We start from the raw sequence: 20,176 nt of genomic DNA, 5'->3' as shown, positions 1-20,176 counted from the left end.
GATATGAGATCACGGTGGCAACCTTGTGAAAGGCGGCCTCGATAACGCCCTGTCCTAAAGGACAGAGCGCCCTATATTGAGCGGAAAAACGCATCTAATTCAGATAAAGTGTCAGCGCGATTCCCGGTCTCATTTCTTTGATTTTGATGTTTTTATTCCAATTCATCAGATCATTAAGATCCACACCGTGGCGTTTGGCGATGCTGAAAAATGAATCACCCTTGCGTACATGATAAGTCACAGGGCCGCTGTTATCGATTTTCAATACCTGCCCAATCTTGAGTTGATGAGCCGTTTTCAGGCTATTCAGTCTCTGCAATCCTCTATGGGTTGTATTGAAGCGTTTGGCAATCGCTGACAGTGTATCCCCGGCACGAACCGTATATTGGCCTTGTTGCTGTAGCTTATGAGTGTTGTGGGCCACAGCCAGCCGAATATTTTTCAAAATGCTTTCATCAGTCAGTGACGTCTTGAACTGATTGACGTTCCTTTGCGGTAGCATGATGTAATGCGGCCCGTGAGGGGAAGTCATGCCCTGCTTATAACCCGGATTATATGCCCTGATTGATGACAATGATAAGCCGGATAATTCAGCCGCCTGCGACAGCAGGATTTGTTGTCCTACCTCAACTTTAGCCAGTGCTTGCTGGTTGTTGGGCTTTGGCAGTTTAAAAGCAAATTTTTCGTTATGGCGAATAATGTTACTTAGGGCCAATATCTTGGGAACGTAGTGCATGGTCTCCCGTGGCAGTGACAATGACCAAAAATCAGTGGGTTTCCCTTTTTCCTGATTGTCCCTGATTGCCCGTATCACCCGGCCTTCGCCACTGTTGTAGGCGGCGAGGGTCAATAACCAGTCTCCATTGAACCGCTTGTTCAAATACTCAAGCATATCAAGTGCGACAGTGGTTGATGCGGCGACATCGCGACGGGCATCGTACCATTTATCCTGAGTCAGGCCATAATGATGACCAGTACTTGGGATAATCTGCCATAAACCCGCCGCCTTGGCATACGAGGTAGCATGGGGATTAAAAGCACTCTCCACTATGGGCAGCAAAACCAGTTCCATTGGCATATGTCGTTTATCAAGCTGCTCAACTATCCAATAGATGTACGGCTCTGCCCGTAACGTCACATTTTGGAGATGGCTCTTGTGTTTCAGGTAGTACTTTTGTTGTTCGCTCACCCTGCTGCTATCAGGGATGTCTATCTTCAACTCATCACGGATATGGCCCCACAAATCTTGTTGGGCTGTCGGACTCACCGTCCAGTTTGCAGAATCCTCTGGCTCTGCAATACCGTTTGTTTTCTGATTCGTCGAAGACATCTTCTGTGTATGCTGCTGGGAAGGAGCCTTTTGTTGCAGGCTCGATTGACAACCAGCAAGCAAAACAGAGGCGAATAAGATCGCTTTTGTCTTCATGTGCTCTTTTGATGTTTGCCTAAAAGGTGAGCGATGATACTGACCTATCGCGCAGAAGACAACCCAACAAAATTAAAATTGATCTTTATAAGCCCTTAACTGCTGAAAAACAGAAGAAAGTGGCATTGAATTAGGTTTGATACCGATATTTTTTTGTAAATCAATATGGTGACAATTTAAGAAGACATTGATTTTTTTCTCTGTTTGTAACGTTGTCGGTACGGTTGCCTGATTGTTTTCACGTAGTTTAAGGATCTTATGATAATAATGCTGAATAGTTTGATCTTCGGGCAATACTGTTTTGGCAAATGTCATATTTGCCGCAGTATATTCGTGTGCACAACAAATCAATGTGTTATCGGGTAATGATGCGATTTTCTCAAGGGAAGAAAACATCTGTTCGGCTGTACCTTCAAACAATCGACCACAACCGCCAGAAAACAGGGTATCTCCACAAAATAGATACGGAGCCTGATAGAACGCAATATGGCCAAGTGTATGGCCCGGCAGTTCCATGATACGGAACGAAAACCGGCCAATATTAATGAGGTCATTATTGTGAACGATATGGGTTGCCCCTTTATTTTGTGTTTCTTCAGGGCCATATACGGGTAATGTGGGATGTTTTATGAGCAAGTCAGGGACACCGCCAACATGATCATAGTGATGGTGTGTCAGTAGTATTGCCGCAGGAGTCAGTTGATTCGCTGCTAGAATATCAATGACCGGCTGTGATTCGGCAGGGTCGATAATGACACAATGTTTGTCTTCATCACAAAGTAACCAGATGTAGTTATCTGAAAGGGCCGGGATCCTGATAAGCTCCATTGTATGCCTCATTTTCGTAGTAGGTTTATCATAGATTGAAAGGAAGATGACATGCGTTCAGCACGTTCGATCAAAAAAATAACGCCCCCTGATTCTTGGGTTGAGTTACCGTGGGGAGAATATTACCGCGTTGCTTTGGAACGTCAATTGGAACCGTGGTGGTCGAAAATTTTCGGCTTTCATTTATTGAAAATTGGCAATTTAAGTGCAGAGATTGACAGCCGTTCCTGTTTGGTCAGCCATCAAGTCAACGTCGGGTCACAAGGGAAAAACATGGATGTGATCACTGATCCCCATTATCTTCCTTTTGCAACTAAATCTGTTGATGCCTGCTTGCTGGCACATATGCTGACTTATAGTGTTGATCCCCATTGGTTGTTGCGGGAAGTGGACCGGATCATGATTGATGACGGTTGGTTGATTATCAGTGGTTTTAATCCGATCAGTGTATTAGGGGTAAGAAAAGTGATCGCACCGATATGCTGTCGGCGACCTTGCAGGGCACAAATGTTTTCCCTGTTTCGTCAGTTGGACTGGCTGCGTCTTTTGAACTATGAAATTGTTCACCATGCTAATTTCCATGTTTTGCCCTGGCAAAGCGGGAAGCGTTTTGATCACTCGGCTGCATTGATGTTTGGTTGTTTGAATGTCATTATTGCCCGCAAGCGGACAATACCGCTTTCATTAAACCCGATGCGGGCAACGTTATTAAAACCGAAGTTTAGCAATGCGTTAGGGGCGGCGAAAAATTTTCACCAACGCGATTAATTAACCCGTCACTTTTTACTTTCGATCTGGTTATTTTCGGTCTAGATACTTTTGGTCTAGATACTTTCGGTATAGCCATTATCGGCTTGAGTGGGGCTGTTAGCTGCAGTGCGGGCAAGTTCATCGCATAGCTCATTTTCCCGATGTCCGGCATGGCCTTTGACCCAGCGCCAGTCAACATCATGGTGAGAGATGGCTTTATCGAGCCGCTGCCAGAGATCGACATTAACGACAGGCGATTTGTCTGCTTTTTTCCAACCGCGTTTTTTCCAGTTGTGGATCCACTGGGTAATGCCTTGGCGTACATATTGGCTGTCAGTGGTCAGGATCACGGTGCAGGATTGTTTGAGGGCTTCAAGTCCGGCAATGGCGGCCATTAACTCCATGCGGTTGTTGGTGGTGTGAAAATAGCCTCCGCTCAGTGTCTTTTCAGTCTGCTGGTAACGGAGTATAACGCCATATCCTCCGGGACCCGGATTGCCGAGGCAAGAACCATCGGTGAAAATTTCTACCTGTTTGTTCATCTTTGGTAGACTCTTCCTATATCATCTTTAATCAAAACTCTAAGTCTGACACAAAAAAACACTATGAGCACTGCAATTACCCGTCAAATCGTTCTCGATACCGAAACAACCGGTATGAACAAGTTAGGTGTTCACTATGAAGGACACAACATCATTGAAATTGGTGCAGTGGAAGTGATCAACCGTCGTCTGACGGGGCGTCATTTTCATCTTTACATTAAACCGGAACGTCTGGTTGATCCGGAAGCGTTTGAAGTTCACGGCATCAGTGATGAATTTTTGCAGGATAAACCGAAATTTGCCGATATCGCCGATGAATTCATTGAGTTTATTCGTGGAGCTGAATTGATTATCCATAACGCGACGTTCGATATCGGATTTATGGATTATGAGTTCGGTAAACTGAATCGTGGTATTCCTCCAACCGCTGATTTTTGTACGATCACCGACAGTTTGATGTTGGCAAGGAAACTTTTCCCCGGCAAGCGCAATAACCTCGATGCGTTGTGTGACCGTTATCATATTGATAACTCGAAACGGACTCTTCACGGGGCCTTGCTCGATGCCGAAATTCTGTCTGACGTCTATCTGGCGATGACCGGTGGTCAGACATCATTGGCTTTTTCAATGGAAGGGGAAGTTGCAGGCAGTCATCAAGTTGCAGAAATTCAACACATTACTCGCCCTCAAGCGGGTCTGAGAGTTGTCTATGCTTCTGATGAGGAGTTAATCCAGCATGAATCCCGTTTAGATCTCGTGGAGAAAAAAGGGGGAAGCTGTATGTGGCGTTCAAAACCTGAACAGTTACATTGACAAAAACAGGATCAAGATAGGATAAATGAACCCTTAAGGCGAAATACTGCGCAACCAAATCTTTTTGTTATAAAAAGCGATTGACGGATTGTGCTGAGACTCGTATTATCCGTCCCGTTCTCAACCAGAACACCATGCGGTGCGGTAGTTCAGTTGGTTAGAATACCGGCCTGTCACGCCGGGGGTCGCGGGTTCGAGTCCCGTCCGCACCGCCAGAATCTATAAGCCCTGAGTCTTTGACTTGGGGCTTTTTCTTATTCACAGAAAATCTCAAATCAACTTATAAAAATAGGTTGTCCCGGAAAATTCTCCATTGGAATCGATGGTAAAATTGGGGATCTGCCCGGCTTCAATAAAACCACACTTGCGATAAAGTGTGGAAGCGGGATCATGGGTACGCGTGTCCAATACCAGCAAACTACGCTGATGCTGTTTTGCCAAACGTTCTAGTTCATCCATCAGTATTCGGCCAATCCCGCGCTGGCGACGGGTAGTCTGTACCATCAGTTTTTCCACATCCGCACGGTGCAGTCCGTTCTTTTTCTTGCAGAAGGAAAGTTGTACTGAACCTGCAATATGTTCACCGACCAGCGCAATTAACAGTAGCCGATGACCGGAAATGAGATCGGCTTCGACATCTTGCCAATATTGCGCCGCTTCGTTCTTTTCCAGCGGCGCAATAAAGCCGATGGAAGCATCACTTGCGACGCAATTTTGCAGTAACTGAATCAGCTCATCTCGTTTTGGGGTGATGGAGTTTAATTGCATGAGGGCTGGAGTTGAGATTGAATCAAATGTAGGGTTAGATTTTGTCATGTATTTCCCGTGCCATAAATCAGTAAATGTTTTTGGTTAACAGTCATTATCACTTTGATATCAGTCTGTTGGCTTGGCAGAAAAACTCGCTCTTTTGGTCTTGATTAACTTGTTGAGTATCGTGTCTAATACATCACTTTCTTATTGCGCAAATCACGGCATGAAATGATTTCTTATTGCGCAAAAATCACCTTCAGTTGTACGCACTGACCTGAGAATACGTTGAAACAACGGGGTAAATCAAAGAATTGTTGCCAAAAGGAAATTAAGATAGTTTCCCTTATCTGGCATTAATGATTGCGGTTTGTATGCCGCGCTGCGAAAATTAGTTCTTAGTTCACTAACGCTTTTATCCGACTTGGAGTAAAGAATGACCACTCGTAAAACCCTTGCTAATGCTATCCGCTTCTTGAGCATGGATGCTGTGCAGAAAGCAAAATCAGGGCATCCTGGCGCACCAATGGGAATGGCTGACATTGCCGAAGTGCTGTGGCGCGACTATCTGAACCATAATCCTTCTAATCCTGACTGGGCTGATCGTGACCGTTTCGTGTTATCCAACGGCCATGGTTCCATGCTGATTTACAGCTTGCTGCACCTGACGGGTTATGATGTTTCTATCGATGATTTGAAAAATTTCCGTCAATTGCATTCTAAAACGCCGGGTCATCCAGAATATGGCTATACTTCAGGCGTTGAAACCACGACTGGCCCGCTGGGACAGGGGATCGCCAATGCCGTGGGGTTTGCGATTGCTGAACGTACTCTGGCAGCGCAGTTTAACCGCCCTGGTCATGATATCGTCGATCACTACACTTATGTGTTCATGGGTGACGGCTGCATGATGGAAGGGATCTCCCATGAAGTGTGCTCTTTGGCCGGTACGCTGAAACTGGGCAAGTTGATCGCTTTCTATGATGACAACGGTATCTCCATTGATGGTGAAGTGGAAGGCTGGTTCACCGATGATACGGCAACGCGCTTTGAAGCCTATGGCTGGCATGTTATCCGTGGCGTAGACGGTCATGATGCTGACGCTATTACCGCCGCCATTGAAGCCGCACGCAAAGAGACGGGTAAACCCTCCCTGTTGATGTGTAAGACCATTATCGGCTTCGGTTCACCAAACAAAGCAGGCAAAGAAGAGTGCCACGGTGCACCACTGGGTGATGCGGAAATCGAAGCAACCCGCAAAGCGCTGGGTTGGGAACATCCTGCGTTTGAAGTTCCTCAGGATGTTTATGCTGACTGGAATGCCCGGGCAGCCGGTAAAGCCAAGGAAGTTGCATGGGAAGAGAAGTTCTCTGCATACGCGCAAGCACACCCTGAACTGGCCGCAGAATTCACCCGCCGTACCCGTGGCGAATTGCCCGCGAACTGGGAAGCAGAATCCAAGGCATTCATTGAAAACCTGCAACAAAACCCAGCGTCCATTGCCAGTCGTAAAGCCTCACAAAATGCACTGGAAGCATTTGGTAAAGTTCTGCCGGAATTCATGGGAGGGTCCGCTGACCTGGCTCCCAGTAACCTGACTATGTGGTCTGGTTCCAAGCCACTGAATGAAGTGCAGGACGGTAACTACATTCACTACGGTGTACGTGAATTCGGTATGTCTGCCATCATGAACGGTATCGCACTGCATGGCGGTTTTGTGCCTTATGGCGCGACATTCCTGATGTTCGTAGAATATGCCCGTAATGCAGTACGCATGGCGGCACTGATGAAAATCCGCAGCATCTTCGTTTATACCCACGATTCCATCGGTCTGGGTGAAGACGGCCCGACTCATCAGCCCGTTGAGCAAATCGCCAGCCTGCGCGTAACACCTAATATGAGCACATGGCGTCCCTGTGATCAGGTTGAATCTGCAATTGCGTGGAAATATGCGATTGAACGCAAAGATGGCCCAACGTCCCTGATCTTCTCGCGTCAGAACCTGGCACAGCAAGCGCGTACTGCTGAACAACTGGCGAATATCGAGAAAGGGGCTTACATCCTGAAAGATTGTGCAGGGCAACCTGAATTGATCCTGATTGCAACAGGCTCTGAAGTTGAATTGGCGGTGAAAGCGGCTGAACAACTGAGTGCAGAAGGCCGTCAGGTTCGTGTTGTTTCCATGCCATCCACTGATGCTTTCGATAAGCAAGATGCAGCATACCGTGAAGCGGTACTGCCAGCGGCGGTTTCTGCCCGTGTTGCCGTTGAAGCGGGTATCGCTGATTACTGGTTCAAATATGTTGGTATCAACGGCGCTATCGTCGGTATGCACACTTTCGGTGAATCTGCACCTGCTGATGCCTTGTTCAAAGAGTTTGGTTTCACGGTTGAAAACGTGGTTTCCAAAGCAACAGCCCTGCTGAAATAATCCTGCTACCAAGGGATTTCGGGTTGCCGCCAACAAAGCGGTAACCCGAAAAACGAAGGGTAAAAGCGCATTCGGATCAATTTTGGCGCGAATGCGCTCTTTTTTTATTCAATTTTTCCTCAATGATGTGATGAATGACGCTTGCCATTAGGCTTTTTTTCTCGTAACCTTTTTTTTAAATAGCTGAACCGTTTCAGTTTGGCGCATAAATCAGAATGTAAAATGTCTTGTCTGTCACAATCTGGTCAATTTTGTGATGAATTATCCGTACAAGCAGCAGTTGCTCAGTTATCCTATGCGGTTGCATGACTACAGAGAATCTCAGGGAGTAACATGACTATCAAAGTAGCGATTAACGGGTTTGGAAGAATAGGACGCAGTGTCTTGCGGGCTATTTACGAATCCGGGCGTCGGGCTGAAATTTCAGTGATCGCTATTAATGAATTGGCGGATGCAGAAGGTATTTCTCACTTATTGAAATATGATTCAAGTCATGGGCGTTTTGCATGGGATGTACGCCTGAATAATGATGTATTGCAAGTCGGGGATGATAGCATTAGGCTGTTTCACCAGCAGGATATTTCGGCTCTGCCGTGGAAAGCGCTGGATATTGATATCGTGCTTGACTGCACGGGCCAGTACGGTGAGCGGGAAGATGGGGAGTCGCATATTGCCAGCGGCGCCAAAAAAGTCCTGTTTGCTCATCCGGGCGGTAATAATCTGGATGCGACCGTGGTCTATGGTGTCAATCACCATGCATTGGTGGCGGGAGATTGCATTGTTTCCAACGCATCCTGTACCACAAACTGCATCATTCCCGTGATTAAAGTGTTGGATGATGCATTCAATATTGAATCTGGTACGGTGACCACCATCCATGCATCCATGAATGATCAGCCGGTGATTGATGCTTATCATCGTGATTTGCGCCGGACCCGGGCAGCCAGCCAATCCATCATTCCCGTTGATACAAAACTGGCCGCCGGGATCACACGTATTTTCCCCAAATTCAGAGACCGCTTTGAGGCGATTTCTGTACGTGTGCCCACCATCAACGTGACAGCAATTGACTTAAGTGTGACAGTCCGTGATGCAGTGAGTGTTGAAGATGTGAACCAGCTCCTGCAAAAATCAGCGGCCAGAGAGTTTCATGGTATAGTGGATTATACTGATTTGCCGTTGGTTTCAACGGATTTTAACCATGATCCCCACAGTGCCATTGTGGATGGCACACAAACGAGGGTGAGTGGAAAGCACCTGATCAAAACCCTCGTGTGGTGTGATAATGAGTGGGGCTTTGCCAACCGCATGATTGATACGACGCTGGCAATGGCTGCATCAGGTTTCAAATAATCATTTGTGTGTCACCAACAGCACACAGCGGAAGATTGAGTAATTTTATAAAGAATCAATGAGAGGATTCACCATGTCTGTAATTAAGATGACTGATTTAGATCTGGCGGGCAAACGCGTACTGATCCGTGCTGATCTGAATGTGCCTGTAAAAGATGGCAAAGTTACCTCTGATGCACGTATCCGTGCGTCCTTGCCGACGATTGAGGCTGCGTTGAATCAGGGAGCCAAAGTCATGGTTACTTCTCACCTGGGACGCCCGACTGAGGGAGAATACAACGAAGAGTTCTCACTGAAACCTGTCGTTGATTACCTGAAAGAAGCCCTTTCTTCTCCTGTTCGTCTGGAAAAAAATTATCTGGAGGGTGTTGAAGCGGCGGAAGGTGAATTAGTTGTTCTGGAAAACGTTCGCTTTAACAAAGGTGAGAAAAAAGACGACGAAACATTATCGAAGCAATATGCAGCCTTGTGTGATGTGTATGTCATGGATGCTTTTGGTACAGCGCACCGTGCTCAGGCATCAACGCATGGCGTTGCCAAGTTTGCCCCAATCGCTTGTGCCGGCCCACTGCTGTCTGGTGAACTGGAAGCACTGGGTAAAGCACTGCATAGCCCGGCTCGCCCCATGGTGGCGATTGTCGGCGGTTCTAAAGTTTCAACCAAACTGACTGTGCTTGATTCACTGTCCAAAATTGCTGATCAACTGATCGTCGGTGGCGGTATTGCCAATACTTTTGTTGCCGCAGAAGGGCATAATGTGGGTCGTTCCCTGTACGAAGATGATTTGATCCCAGAAGCGAAGAAACTGCTGGAAAGCTGTGATATTCCAGTCCCGACGGATGTTCGTGTTGCGACTGAATTCTCTGAAACCGCAGAAGCAACGCTGAAATCCACCAGCGAGATTAAAGACGAAGAGCAAATCCTTGATTTGGGTGATGCCTCCGCTGAACGTCTGGCTGAAATCCTGAAAGAGGCCAAAACCATTCTGTGGAATGGCCCGGTGGGTGTTTTTGAATTCCCTAATTTCCGTAAAGGAACTGAAATTATTGCCCGCGCGATTGCGGAGAGTGATGCTTTCTCTATCGCAGGTGGCGGTGATACCTTGGCGGCAATTGACCTGTTCGGCATTGCTGACAAGATCTCTTACATCTCTACTGGTGGCGGTGCTTTCCTTGAATTCGTTGAAGGCAAAAAGCTGCCAGCCGTTGTGATGCTGGAAGAACGTGCTAACAGTAACTAAGTTGTGCTAGCAGGCAGGGTTTGCTGCCTGCTCAATATCAATACAGGACCACGTAACATGTCTAAAATTTTTGATTTCGTAAAACCGGGTGTCATCACTGGTGATGATGTTCAAAAAGTCTTTGCCGTCGCTAAAGAAAACAATTTCGCATTACCAGCGGTTAACTGCGTCGGTACGGATTCCATCAACGCAGTGTTGGAAACGGCGGCAAAAGTACGTGCTCCGGTCATTATTCAGTTTTCCAACGGCGGGGCGTCCTTCGTTGCCGGTAAAGGGGTGAAAGCAGAAGGCCAACAGGCAGCGATTATCGGTGCTATTTCTGGCGCTCACCATGTTCACCAGATGGCAGAACATTATGGTGTACCGGTGATCCTGCATACCGACCACTGCGCACGTAAATTGCTGCCGTGGATCGACGGTCTGCTGGATGCGGGTGAAAAACACTACGCGCAAACGGGCAAGCCGCTGTTCTCTTCCCATATGATCGACCTGTCAGAAGAGTCTCTGGAAGAAAATATCGAGATTTGTGGGCAATATCTGGCCCGCATGGCGAAAATCGACATGACGCTGGAAATCGAACTGGGTTGTACCGGTGGTGAAGAAGATGGTGTGGATAACAGCCATCTGGACAGCTCTTCCCTGTACACTCAGCCAGAAGACGTGGCCTATGCGTATGAGAAACTGAACGCCATCAGCCCACGTTTCACCATCGCGGCATCGTTCGGTAACGTTCACGGGGTATACAAACCGGGCAACGTTAAACTGACGCCAAAAATCCTGCGCAATTCACAGGACTATGTTGCTGAAAAATTCAACCTGCCACACAACAGCCTGGATTTCGTTTTCCACGGGGGTTCCGGCTCTACCGCAGAAGAGATTCAGGAAGCGGTCAGCTACGGTGTAGTTAAAATGAATATCGATACCGATACCCAGTGGGCAACCTGGGAAGGTATTCTGAACTACTACAAAAAGAATGAAGGCTACCTGCAAGGCCAGTTGGGTAACCCAGAAGGTGCGGACAAGCCTAACAAGAAATTCTACGACCCACGTGTTTGGCTGCGCGCCGCTCAGACTTCCATGATTGTTCGTCTGGAACAGGCGTTCAAAGAACTGAATGCGGTTGATGTGCTGTAATTGGTTCTAACTCAGGATTGTCATTGATATTTATGAACTGCACCTGATTCAGCGGTGCAGTTCAAATGAGGTTATCCGAATAAGACTGACTACGCCTTCACTTCCTCTTTCATAATACGGTTCAGCCACGGCACCATAAAGGCCATAATGACGGCAACAACCAACGTGGCGACCCCGATTTTACCAAACACCCCGGTATAAATGGGCAGGGTTTGCAGAGGATCGGTCATGCCGACTGGCGTCGCCGTGAATGCCGCCACATGGCTCGCCAACATTGAGGCTACAGCTTGTGACAGGAACCACATCCCCAGAATAAAGCCCGTCAGATAGCTAGGAACAAATGCCGCCACCATCGCCAGACCTAAGGCGCTGATCATCAATTCTCCCACGCTCTGGAACAGATACACCAGCACGATAAACCACGGGGAAGTAATCCCTTGAGCATCGGCAAAAAAGCCTGAAGCTGCGGCGGTCAGGAAGCCCAGAGAACACAGGAACATGCCGAAAGTGAATTTCGCCGGCATGGAAAAATCTTTGCCTTTGGCGCCCAGTTTGGTGTAAACCACCGCCAATATTGGGCTGATGACAATGATCCAGAATGGGTTCAGGGCCTGGAAACTGATGGGATTGACATTAAAACCCAGAAGCTGGTGATGGACGTTATTGATGGCGAAGAAGTTGAGGGACATTGGCATTTGGCCATACAAGATGAAGAACACAACCGCCTGAAGCATCAGAATAAAAGCCACAAACATTTTATTGCGGCCCGCTTTATTCTGCTTGAACGCCTGCCAGAAGAAAATCAGCACGACGACGGTTGTGATCACGAACAAAGCGATATTGGCAATCTTGATATTATGCAATAACCATGAACAGGCACCAATCATCGCAACACTACCCACCAGAACGGCCAGTAGCTTGAGGGGGTTGAGTGGCAGATGATCCGGCCTTGAACCGATATTGTGGACGATGCGGCGGCAGGTGAAATAGACCAGCAGGGCGATGATCAGGCCGATACCGCAGATATTGTAAGTGACGGTATAGCCATATTTATCAGCAATCACAGGGGCGAGGGAAAGAGAGACCAGGGAACCGAGGTTGATGGACATATAAAATAGCGTAAATGCACCATCCAGACGGGGGTCTTGTGGCCGATAACACTTGGCTAACAGGCTGGCGGGGTTGGCCTTGAAAAGACCGTTACCGACAGCAACCGTACCCAATGCATAAAAAATGAGTTCAGGTTTCATGATAGACATGCCAATCATGAAATAGCCGATTGCCATGACAATGGCACCCAGAACGAGGGTTCGCTTAGTCCCCAGTATGTGGTCACCCACATAACCACCGACAGAAATCAGGCCATAGACTAATGCGGTGAAGGCACCGAAAGTGATAAAAGATTGCTCTTCGGAAAAGCCGAGATGTTGAACGAAATAAACGGCCAAAATACCTTGAACGCCGTAGTAGCCAAATCGTTCCCATAGTTCAACAAAAAAGATCATGAAAAAAGGTTTGGGTTGATCCCATAAACCGACCGGGGCGGTTTTATTCATAGCGAATGCCTCTGTTAGCTATCATTCTGATGGGCAATACATCCATATTATTATACTGTTGTGAACATGCTTGTAACATAATGTATCGCGCGGGTTGTGATTTTGTTTATTTATTCAGGGTGATCGTGAAGCGAGGGAGGTTAATATACTGATATGATATCTTCTCAATGGTTGATCACACTAACGTAAAAAAAGTAATACCAGATTTGGCAGAATATTCACTAAATTAATATCAAAAATGATTAATAGGCGGGTTGGATGTTCGTAAATAAATCGATTTGATTGCCATTTGAGCTAACTTGATGGCTGTTTTTAAAAATGGACAGAAGGGGAGTGGATAAGGGAATATCGATATGTAATTTCATTATATCTATCTATATATTAAATTTTAATTATGTATTTGGTGGCTTGTTTCTAATATTTAAATTAGGGGGAATTTTTAAGTTGATGCTTGGTTGATTATATTCAGGGAGAAATTTATTGATGATGAAGGCACTTTGAGAAAGCACCTTCATATTAAGGGAAGCTGAATTGAATATGACTTTTTAAGCAGGTGTAGTCAGGCTGTTATCCATGACAGAATGGAAACCGCGCTTAAAGTAAATTAATCCATGACCTTGTTCGCGGACAATAATTTGTTTTATTTCCACCAGATAAACATAATGCGTTCCCACTTCCTGTACCTGCTCAATACGCCCTTCTAAATTGGCAAGCGTCCCTTGTAGCTGGGGCTGTCCCAACATGCCGATATCCCAAATATCCCAATTGAAACGCTCTTCCATGCTGACACTGGTCATGCCAGCAAAATGGCGTGCCATCAATTCTTGTTCATGGTTCAGAATATTGACGCACAGACGACTATTTTGCTGAAATACGGGATTCATGGCACTATTGCGATTCATGCATACCATCAGCGTCGGAGGCGTATCTGTCACAGAGCATACCGCCGTTGCAGTCATACCGCAGCGCCCTGCCGGGCCATCCGTAGTGATGATATTCACTGCAGCGGAAAGGCTTGCCATCGCATCTCTGAAACGCAGGCGATGTTCATTTTCTACAGACATAATAGACCTCCTGCCACTGGCTTACTTCAGTAGCTTATCTAACAGGTTAATATCACAGTTATTGTGTAAATGGGGCCTTGTCCAGCCATTCAGATCATAGTCAGAGAGACAGCGATCCACCAATTCCGTCATTTTCTTCATATTGCCGGAGCCATAGGCATGGCGCAGACATTGCAGGCGAATTTCGTCCTGACTGCCGGCATAATTGATTTCGTATAATTCATGACGGCCACCGAATTCACTGCCAATGGCATCCCACATTAATTTCAAGATTTTGATTCGTTCTACATGGTCAATGCCATTAGAGCCACGAACATACTTCTCAAGATACTTATTGATCTCAGGATTATTCATATCACGCACGCTGGATGGCAAATAAATCAACCCACTGGTGACATTACTTTCAATAATATTCTTGATTTTCGTGTAAGCCATCGGTGCCATTACACGATAAGTTTGAATCGCTTGGGTATCCGGCAGATAAGCGCCATTTTCCCACGGCTTGGCTTCTGCCCACATCGCATCTGTCAGTGACCAGAACAGATTGCGCCACGCGACAACTTCACCCAGGTCGGCCTGAACACCCCGAAAATCCACCACTCCGGTACATTCAAGGCTCTTTTGCAGCAGCCCGGTGATGAAATCCAACTTAACCGCCAGACGTACACAAGCCTGCATGGGGAACAATCGGGCAAAACCGCTTTGCACCGCCCAGTTACGGGCGCGATCAAAATCGCGATAAATTAACACGTTTTCCCACGGAATTAATACCTTATCCATCACCAGAATGGCGTCATTTTCATCAAACCGACTGGAAAGGGGGTAATCAAACGGGGTTCCGGTAGCACCCGCCACCAATTCATAAGAGGCGCGCGAGATTAATTTCAAGCCATCGGCATCCATTGGCGCAACAAACATCAGGGCAAAATCGGGATTATCCCCCATCACCTGCGCAGAGCCAAAGCCGATGAAATTATAGTGGGTCAGGGCTGAATTCGTTGCGACCACTTTGGCGCCACTGACAATAATTCCGGCATCGGTCTCTTTTTCTATCTGGATAAAAACATCTTTGACCTGATCTGCGGGCAGATGGCGATCAATCGGTGGATTAACAATCGCATGATTGAAATAGATGCAGCTTTCCTGAATGCGTTTATACCAGATGCGGGCATTGTCAGCGAATTGGCCGTAATACTCAGGGTAAGCCCCCAATGAACAACAGAATGCGGCCTTATAATCGGGCGAACGTCCCATCCAGCCATAGTTTTGGCGCGACCATTCCGCAATGGCATCGCGTTGCTGACGGATATCCTCTGAACTGGTGGCGAACCGGAAAAATTTCTGCGTATAGCCCCCACTGCCGGTATCGGTCTCCCAACAGAGCCTATCATGCGTTTCCGGGGCATGGAGGACATCGTACAGTTGGCTAATGGAGGCAGCCGCATTGCGGAAAGCCGGATGTGTTGTCACATCTTTGACTCGTTCACCGTAGATATAAATTTCACGGCTGTCTTGCAGTGAACTCAGATACTCTTTGCCAGTGAATGGGCGTTTAGGGTCGGCACGCAAATCATCTAGTTTCATAGCTACCTCATTATCCGAATAATCCCCCTATTTTGATTTGTTACCCATATGGGGATTAGGTGTTAATCTTATGTTTCTTTCATTGTCTGATTGAAGCGATTAAACGACCTTTCTTGAAGAGATTTTCGGAAGGTTTGCGGGTACTTTTCGTTGAGTGAGATGGAATTGTTATGGGAATGTGATCGACTTAGTGTTTTACAGAAAAGAAAACCCTGCCATCATGGCTAAATCAGGAAAAAATTATTCATAGCGGTACATTAATCTCAACGTGCCCTCAAAAAGAATACTGAGATTACGGCCATTGGAGAAAAATACCTTGTCATCCCAAGGATCACAAATGACGGCTTCCTGATTCCAACTTTCTGATTGCTGTGGCTCACCTTGATTCCTGCCAATCACAATAAAAGCATGATCGCTGATCCCCATATTGTTAATAATGACAAAACGTTCAAGTGGGCGGGCACCTCGCAACAATAAATAACTGAATGCAATGAGTGACTTCTCATTACAGTTACCGACACCGGCTTCTATGGCGTAATTATTGGAAATCAACCTCTGCCTGATAATATGTTCCTGCGGCTCTTTCGCGGCATAATATCTTGCAGGGTAAGCAATTCCCGGCTCTTGATTGATGATATTCGGGTCTTTTTTGAGGGTATTGGCAGCCCGACGCTGATAATAATCGTTTAATGTTTCTTTTCCTTTTTCACGTAGGGTTTGGAGACGTTGATGATAAGCAATTCTGCTTGAAGGCAGAGAAGATAATTGTTCTGGTCGGTTTGGCGAGATGATCCCAAGCGTAATATTAACATGTTGAACCGCTCTTTTTGCCAGATACAGATTTAATGCTTTGCCCATGATTGACCTCACATTGTTATTGTCTTGGCGTGTTATTGTCTTGGAGGATGAGTCATATAATGATTTTATTCATATCGATAGCGAAGTTTTAATGTGCCCTTAAACGCGGCTTTATCGTGATAAAGACGGGCGGGATAGGCTTTCTTATCCCAAGGATCACAAATGACCGCTTCTTGATTCCAGGTTAATGGCTCAAGGCAGCGGCCGGTTGTTCTGCCAATGACCACAATGGCGTGGTAATCATCTCCTTTATCGTCAACATTGACTGAAAAAAACTCGACTGGCTTTACGCCAAGAAGTTTTAAATGAGCAAATGCGATGGCGGCTTTTTCTCCGCAATTCCCAACATGAAATTCGGTTGCATAAGCGCTGCGAATGGGAATATATCTTCTATAGCATTCTTCATTAAAATTAGGAGCATCGTTTCTTATGCGACTTTTCTTTAAATTTATTTTTGTTTCAATAAAGATCAATTCTCTCAGATAGCCAATGCTTTCTGCTGCAACTTCTCCATATTGATGTAATTCTGGTATGTGAGGAATTTGGTTTAGAGAGACAACCCCAACCGTGTTATTAACATAATTAATGGCTTTTTTGGCTAAAAAAAGATGGCGCAATGTTAGCATCGACATAATGATATTCCTGTTTTGTTGAAATATGACGGGTATAGTATTATGAAAGATGAGTCATATAATGATTTTATCCATATCGATAGCGAAGTTGTAATGTGCCCTTAAACGCGGCTTTATCGGGATAAAGATGGGCGGGATAGGCTTTCTTATCCCAGGGATCACAAATGACCGCTTCCCGATTCCAGGTTAATGGCTCAAGGCAGCGGCCGGTTGTTCTGCCAATGACCACAATGGCGTGGTAATCATCTCCTTTATCGTCAACATTGACTGAAAAAAAATCGAGGGGTTTTATACCAATAAGTTTTAAATGAGCAAATGCGATGGCGGCTTTTTCTCCGCAATTGCCAATATGAAATTCGGTTGCATAAGCGCTGCTAATGGGAATATATCTTCTATAGCATTCTTCATTAATATTAGGAGCATCATTTCTTATGTGACTTTTCTCTAAATTTATTTCTGTTTCAATAGAGACCAATTCTCTCAGATAGTCGATGCCCTCTGCTGCGGTTTTTCTATGTTGATGTAATTCTGGTGTTTCAGGAATTTGGTTTGAAGAGACAACCCTAACCGTGTTATTAACATAATTAATGGCTTTTTTGGCAAAAAAAAGATGGCGTAATGTTAGCATTGACATAATGGTATTCCTGTTTTGTTGAAATATGACGGGTATAGGTTATTTTTATCCACGGAATTTCTTATCCATTAAATACTTTTTTATCCATTAAATACTTTTCCCGCCAGACACTGGGTGAACATCCCACCAGCCGGTTAAAAAATCGGGCAAAATAAGCCGGATCTTTAAAGCCAAGCTGATAGGCCACTTCAAATACCAGACTGTCACTGAATAACAATAACCGTTTTGCTTCCCGCAACAGCCGGTCAACGATGAGCTTTTTCGGTGGCCGGTTGGCAAACCGTCGGCACATATCTTTCAGGCGCGACTCCGTAATCCCCAATTTTTCTGCATAATCCGGCACGGCAAGATGTTGATGATAATGTTGATCGATCAACTGGTTAAAACGCTGGAACAGTTTCAATTCTCCCCTGACACCACCGGAATGATGATCATCAAGCGGAATGCTGCGCAGCAGAAAGGTAAACAGAGATTGAGCCAGAAATGCCAGTGATTGTTCATGCCCGGCAAATTGATTGGCAGATTCACCTCCGATCAATGCCCAATAATGGTTGAATGTCTCCCATTCATCGGGTTTATCTGCGACAGAAAGGCAGATGGCCGGGATATCAACCCGTTCCCGATGGGTTGGATAAAGCGAACTGAGCAGCGGGGTAATCAATTCCTGCCGGACGGTCAAAACATAACCGTCGGTATCCTCTTGGGTAAAAAAAGCATGGGGAACAGAAGGCGGCGTCAGAATAAACAGCGGCGCCTGTACAGAGTAGTGCTGTTCATCCAGTTGCAGCTCAATCCGTCCGGTCACCAGATAATGCAGTTGGAAAAAACCATCATGGCGATGTGCCTGCATATCTCGACCAAAAAACGCCGCCATGCGGCCAAAAGTCTGGTAGTGCACATCATTGGAACCCTGAGTCCCATCATAGTCTTTACTGATATCAATATTGGTGATAATCGATCGTGTGATGTTGGATGCGGTCATCGATTTTTCCCTCCCGTGCCTTGCTATTGGGGTGGCTAAAGTCTTTTATCGGTTGTTTACGGTGTTGACTGTAGCCGCTGTTTCATTGGAATAAACAAAACCATCAAGGCACCAATGACCAATAACCCGGCCACAAAATAGAGTCCCGTGTTGAAGCTGCCAGTTTGATCTTTCAGCCAGCCGATCAACAGTGGGCTGACGGCCGATCCCACATTGCCCGTGGCGTTGATCACGGCGATCCCCACTGCACGGGTATGCAGGCTGATTGATTGATCCGGGGTTGTCCAGAATACCGCCATGGCAGTGAATGAGCCGGTGGAAGCCATAATGATCCCCAGCAGTTGCACCAGGTTATGATCGGTCAGTGAAGTCAAAACCCAACCTGCGGCGGCAAACAGGTAGGGCAGGGCAGTGTGCATTTTGCGCTCTTGCAGACGGTCTGAGCGGCGGCTCCAGTAAATCATGCCCAAAACCGTGCAGAATTGTGGGATCGCGGTCAGAAAGCCAATCATGACGTGGCTACTGTTCTGGTTGAAACTCTGCATAATCTGTGGCGTCCAGATATTAATGGCGCTCAGGGTATTGGTCAGGCAGAAATAAGCGAAGGTATACATCAATACAACCGGGGTGAAAACTTCGCGCCATAAGCTCGTTTTTTGTCGAACAGGCTCATTGGATTGTGCCAGTGAAAGTTTATCGTTTTCCATCATGTCTTGCAGGCATTGCTTATCTTCATGGGTCAGCCACTTGGCTTTTTCCGGTGCATCATCCAGATAAAACCAGACCGCAAAACCGAGCAGGACAGAAGGGAAGCCTTCCAGCAAAAATAACCACTGCCAGCCACGCAGATCCCAGATGCCATCCATGTCCAGAATATAGCCGGAAATCAGCGAACCCAATGCCATAGTCACGGGCATGGCTATCATAAACAGGGCATTGGCCCGGGCGCGATAATAGGCCGGAAACCAATAAGTCAGGTAGACCAAAATACCCGGCAGGAAGCCCGCTTCGGCAATCCCCACCAACATGCGCAGGATGTACAGGCTCGTGGGGCCAGTGGCAAACATCGTCGCGGTAGAGGCAATTCCCCATAACACCATAATGGTGGCAATCCAGCGGCGGGCGCCCACAATGCTCAATATGATATTGCTGGGAATGCCGCAAATGACATAAGTGGCGTAAAACAGCGTGGCGGCCAGTCCAAACATGGTGGAGGTTAAGCCAAGATCTTTGCCCATCGTCAAACCGGCAAACCCAATATTGATGCGATCTATGAAAGAGAAAACAAACAGAATAAAGAGAAAAAGGATTAAGCGCCGGAATAACTTACTGATGACATTTTGTTGTTGATGAGTGAGTTTGTTGTGTTGATAGGCCGGATGATTGGTGTCTGATTGGGGTCTGGTGTCAGGTGAAGTGCTCATTGTCGTTTCCTTTTTTATTGTTGTTGAGGATGAGTTATTGGAAAAAGGTTATTGAGTAATGGTATTGGAAAATGGCTATCGGAAACGTTAACGGTAATGGCAGATGTCGCGATCAACATCTGCCGTGTATCTGTGGTATAGCGTATTGGGTTGTGGTGTTACCGGTAATGAGAAC

The 20,176-nt window shown here is 46.4% G+C and carries 18 protein-coding genes and 1 tRNA gene; 7 read left to right on the top strand and 12 right to left on the bottom strand.

Features of this window, described 5'->3' with window-relative positions; genetic code table 11:
- Positions 1 to 94: 94 nt before the first annotated feature.
- The gene (mltD, locus tag Xbed_RS07830; RefSeq protein ID WP_086112369.1) at positions 95 to 1,426 is read right to left on the bottom strand and encodes a murein transglycosylase D; all 1,332 of its coding nucleotides are present in this window, start codon (positions 1,424 to 1,426) and stop codon (positions 95 to 97) included.
- A 72-nt stretch (positions 1,427 to 1,498) separates the two neighbouring features.
- Positions 1,499 to 2,254 (bottom strand): hydroxyacylglutathione hydrolase, encoded by a 756-nt coding sequence (gene gloB / locus Xbed_RS07825; RefSeq protein WP_086112368.1) that lies wholly within the window; start codon positions 2,252 to 2,254, stop codon positions 1,499 to 1,501.
- A gap of 51 nt (positions 2,255 to 2,305) precedes the next feature.
- Here gloB and Xbed_RS07820 point away from each other — a divergent pair, with 51 nt between their 5' ends.
- Positions 2,306 to 3,022, top strand: a complete 717-nt coding sequence (locus tag Xbed_RS07820; protein ID WP_086112367.1) for a class I SAM-dependent methyltransferase — start codon at positions 2,306 to 2,308, stop codon at positions 3,020 to 3,022.
- 56 nt (positions 3,023 to 3,078) lie between these two features.
- Here Xbed_RS07820 and rnhA read toward each other — a convergent pair whose 3' ends face one another.
- A complete protein-coding gene (gene rnhA, locus Xbed_RS07815) occupies positions 3,079 to 3,546 on the bottom strand; it encodes a ribonuclease HI (RefSeq protein ID WP_086112366.1) in 468 nt (155 codons plus the stop codon).
- Between the two features lie 63 nt (positions 3,547 to 3,609).
- Here rnhA and dnaQ point away from each other — a divergent pair, with 63 nt between their 5' ends.
- Together dnaQ and Xbed_RS07805 are read left to right on the top strand one after the other, a co-directional pair.
- Positions 3,610 to 4,359, top strand: a complete 750-nt coding sequence (dnaQ, locus tag Xbed_RS07810; protein WP_086112365.1) for a DNA polymerase III subunit epsilon — start codon at positions 3,610 to 3,612, stop codon at positions 4,357 to 4,359.
- A 138-nt stretch (positions 4,360 to 4,497) separates the two neighbouring features.
- A tRNA-Asp gene (locus tag Xbed_RS07805) sits at positions 4,498 to 4,574 on the top strand.
- A gap of 55 nt (positions 4,575 to 4,629) precedes the next feature.
- Here the strand turns inward: Xbed_RS07805 and Xbed_RS07800 are convergent.
- Positions 4,630 to 5,175 (bottom strand): GNAT family N-acetyltransferase, encoded by a 546-nt coding sequence (locus Xbed_RS07800; protein ID WP_086112364.1) that lies wholly within the window; start codon positions 5,173 to 5,175, stop codon positions 4,630 to 4,632.
- Positions 5,176 to 5,545: 370 nt separating this feature from the next.
- On the opposite strand from Xbed_RS07800, the gene tkt reads away from it, so the two are divergent.
- The 4 genes from tkt (at position 5,546) to fbaA (ending at position 11,267) form a co-directional block, all read left to right on the top strand.
- Entirely contained in the window at positions 5,546 to 7,540 is a 1,995-nt protein-coding gene (tkt, locus tag Xbed_RS07795; RefSeq protein ID WP_086112363.1) for a transketolase, read from the top strand.
- A gap of 333 nt (positions 7,541 to 7,873) precedes the next feature.
- Entirely contained in the window at positions 7,874 to 8,893 is a 1,020-nt protein-coding gene (gene epd / locus Xbed_RS07790; protein WP_086112362.1) for an erythrose-4-phosphate dehydrogenase, read from the top strand.
- Between the two features lie 73 nt (positions 8,894 to 8,966).
- Positions 8,967 to 10,133 (top strand): phosphoglycerate kinase, encoded by a 1,167-nt coding sequence (pgk, locus tag Xbed_RS07785; RefSeq protein ID WP_086112361.1) that lies wholly within the window; start codon positions 8,967 to 8,969, stop codon positions 10,131 to 10,133.
- A 57-nt stretch (positions 10,134 to 10,190) separates the two neighbouring features.
- Entirely contained in the window at positions 10,191 to 11,267 is a 1,077-nt protein-coding gene (gene fbaA, locus Xbed_RS07780) for a class II fructose-bisphosphate aldolase (protein ID WP_086112360.1), read from the top strand.
- Positions 11,268 to 11,356: 89 nt separating this feature from the next.
- On the opposite strand, the gene dtpB is transcribed toward fbaA, so the two are convergent.
- From dtpB to hpaX, 8 genes are all read right to left on the bottom strand, one after another.
- Positions 11,357 to 12,823 (bottom strand): dipeptide/tripeptide permease DtpB, encoded by a 1,467-nt coding sequence (gene dtpB / locus Xbed_RS07775; protein WP_086112359.1) that lies wholly within the window; start codon positions 12,821 to 12,823, stop codon positions 11,357 to 11,359.
- Between the two features lie 545 nt (positions 12,824 to 13,368).
- Positions 13,369 to 13,887, bottom strand: coding sequence for a 4-hydroxyphenylacetate 3-monooxygenase, reductase component (gene hpaC, locus Xbed_RS07770; protein WP_086112358.1), 519 nt, complete (start codon positions 13,885 to 13,887; stop codon positions 13,369 to 13,371).
- A gap of 21 nt (positions 13,888 to 13,908) precedes the next feature.
- On the bottom strand, positions 13,909 to 15,471 hold the full coding sequence (gene hpaB, locus Xbed_RS07765) for a 4-hydroxyphenylacetate 3-monooxygenase, oxygenase component (RefSeq protein ID WP_086112357.1): 1,563 nt from the start codon (positions 15,469 to 15,471) through the stop codon (positions 13,909 to 13,911).
- Positions 15,472 to 15,711: 240 nt separating this feature from the next.
- Positions 15,712 to 16,329, bottom strand: a complete 618-nt coding sequence (locus tag Xbed_RS07760; RefSeq protein ID WP_086112356.1) for a hypothetical protein — start codon at positions 16,327 to 16,329, stop codon at positions 15,712 to 15,714.
- A 65-nt stretch (positions 16,330 to 16,394) separates the two neighbouring features.
- Complete coding sequence (locus tag Xbed_RS07755) at positions 16,395 to 16,955, bottom strand: hypothetical protein (protein WP_139837467.1); 561 nt, start codon at positions 16,953 to 16,955, stop codon at positions 16,395 to 16,397.
- A gap of 73 nt (positions 16,956 to 17,028) precedes the next feature.
- Positions 17,029 to 17,595 (bottom strand): hypothetical protein, encoded by a 567-nt coding sequence (locus Xbed_RS07750; protein WP_086112354.1) that lies wholly within the window; start codon positions 17,593 to 17,595, stop codon positions 17,029 to 17,031.
- 61 nt (positions 17,596 to 17,656) lie between these two features.
- The gene (gene hpaA, locus Xbed_RS07745; protein WP_086112353.1) at positions 17,657 to 18,577 is read right to left on the bottom strand and encodes a 4-hydroxyphenylacetate catabolism regulatory protein HpaA; all 921 of its coding nucleotides are present in this window, start codon (positions 18,575 to 18,577) and stop codon (positions 17,657 to 17,659) included.
- Between the two features lie 56 nt (positions 18,578 to 18,633).
- Complete coding sequence (gene hpaX / locus Xbed_RS07740) at positions 18,634 to 20,001, bottom strand: 4-hydroxyphenylacetate permease (RefSeq protein WP_086112352.1); 1,368 nt, start codon at positions 19,999 to 20,001, stop codon at positions 18,634 to 18,636.
- Positions 20,002 to 20,176 lie beyond the last annotated feature (175 nt).

Origin of the sequence: Xenorhabdus beddingii (assembly GCF_002127545.1) — a bacterium.
GTDB classification, from domain to species: Bacteria; Pseudomonadota; Gammaproteobacteria; order Enterobacterales; family Enterobacteriaceae; genus Xenorhabdus; species Xenorhabdus beddingii.
Note: the sequence above shows the minus strand (reverse complement) of the source record. Positions and strands in the feature narration are given on the sequence as shown.

Excerpts from the sequence above, each read along its gene's own strand:
- mltD (WP_086112369.1), bottom strand. The coding sequence starts at position 1,426 with ATGAAGACAAAAGCGATCTTATTCGCCTCTGTTTTGCTTGCTGGTTGT.
- gloB (WP_086112368.1), bottom strand. The coding sequence starts at position 2,254 with ATGGAGCTTATCAGGATCCCGGCCCTTTCAGATAACTACATCTGGTTA.
- Xbed_RS07820 (WP_086112367.1), top strand. The coding sequence starts at position 2,306 with ATGCGTTCAGCACGTTCGATCAAAAAAATAACGCCCCCTGATTCTTGG.
- rnhA (WP_086112366.1), bottom strand. The coding sequence starts at position 3,546 with ATGAACAAACAGGTAGAAATTTTCACCGATGGTTCTTGCCTCGGCAAT.
- dnaQ (WP_086112365.1), top strand. The coding sequence starts at position 3,610 with ATGAGCACTGCAATTACCCGTCAAATCGTTCTCGATACCGAAACAACC.
- Xbed_RS07800 (WP_086112364.1), bottom strand. The coding sequence starts at position 5,175 with ATGACAAAATCTAACCCTACATTTGATTCAATCTCAACTCCAGCCCTC.
- tkt (WP_086112363.1), top strand. The coding sequence starts at position 5,546 with ATGACCACTCGTAAAACCCTTGCTAATGCTATCCGCTTCTTGAGCATG.
- epd (WP_086112362.1), top strand. The coding sequence starts at position 7,874 with ATGACTATCAAAGTAGCGATTAACGGGTTTGGAAGAATAGGACGCAGT.
- pgk (WP_086112361.1), top strand. The coding sequence starts at position 8,967 with ATGTCTGTAATTAAGATGACTGATTTAGATCTGGCGGGCAAACGCGTA.
- fbaA (WP_086112360.1), top strand. The coding sequence starts at position 10,191 with ATGTCTAAAATTTTTGATTTCGTAAAACCGGGTGTCATCACTGGTGAT.
- dtpB (WP_086112359.1), bottom strand. The coding sequence starts at position 12,823 with ATGAATAAAACCGCCCCGGTCGGTTTATGGGATCAACCCAAACCTTTT.
- hpaC (WP_086112358.1), bottom strand. The coding sequence starts at position 13,887 with ATGTCTGTAGAAAATGAACATCGCCTGCGTTTCAGAGATGCGATGGCA.
- hpaB (WP_086112357.1), bottom strand. The coding sequence starts at position 15,471 with ATGAAACTAGATGATTTGCGTGCCGACCCTAAACGCCCATTCACTGGC.
- Xbed_RS07760 (WP_086112356.1), bottom strand. The coding sequence starts at position 16,329 with ATGGGCAAAGCATTAAATCTGTATCTGGCAAAAAGAGCGGTTCAACAT.
- Xbed_RS07755 (WP_139837467.1), bottom strand. The coding sequence starts at position 16,955 with ATGCTAACATTGCGCCATCTTTTTTTAGCCAAAAAAGCCATTAATTAT.
- Xbed_RS07750 (WP_086112354.1), bottom strand. The coding sequence starts at position 17,595 with ATGTCAATGCTAACATTACGCCATCTTTTTTTTGCCAAAAAAGCCATT.
- hpaA (WP_086112353.1), bottom strand. The coding sequence starts at position 18,577 with ATGACCGCATCCAACATCACACGATCGATTATCACCAATATTGATATC.
- hpaX (WP_086112352.1), bottom strand. The coding sequence starts at position 20,001 with ATGAGCACTTCACCTGACACCAGACCCCAATCAGACACCAATCATCCG.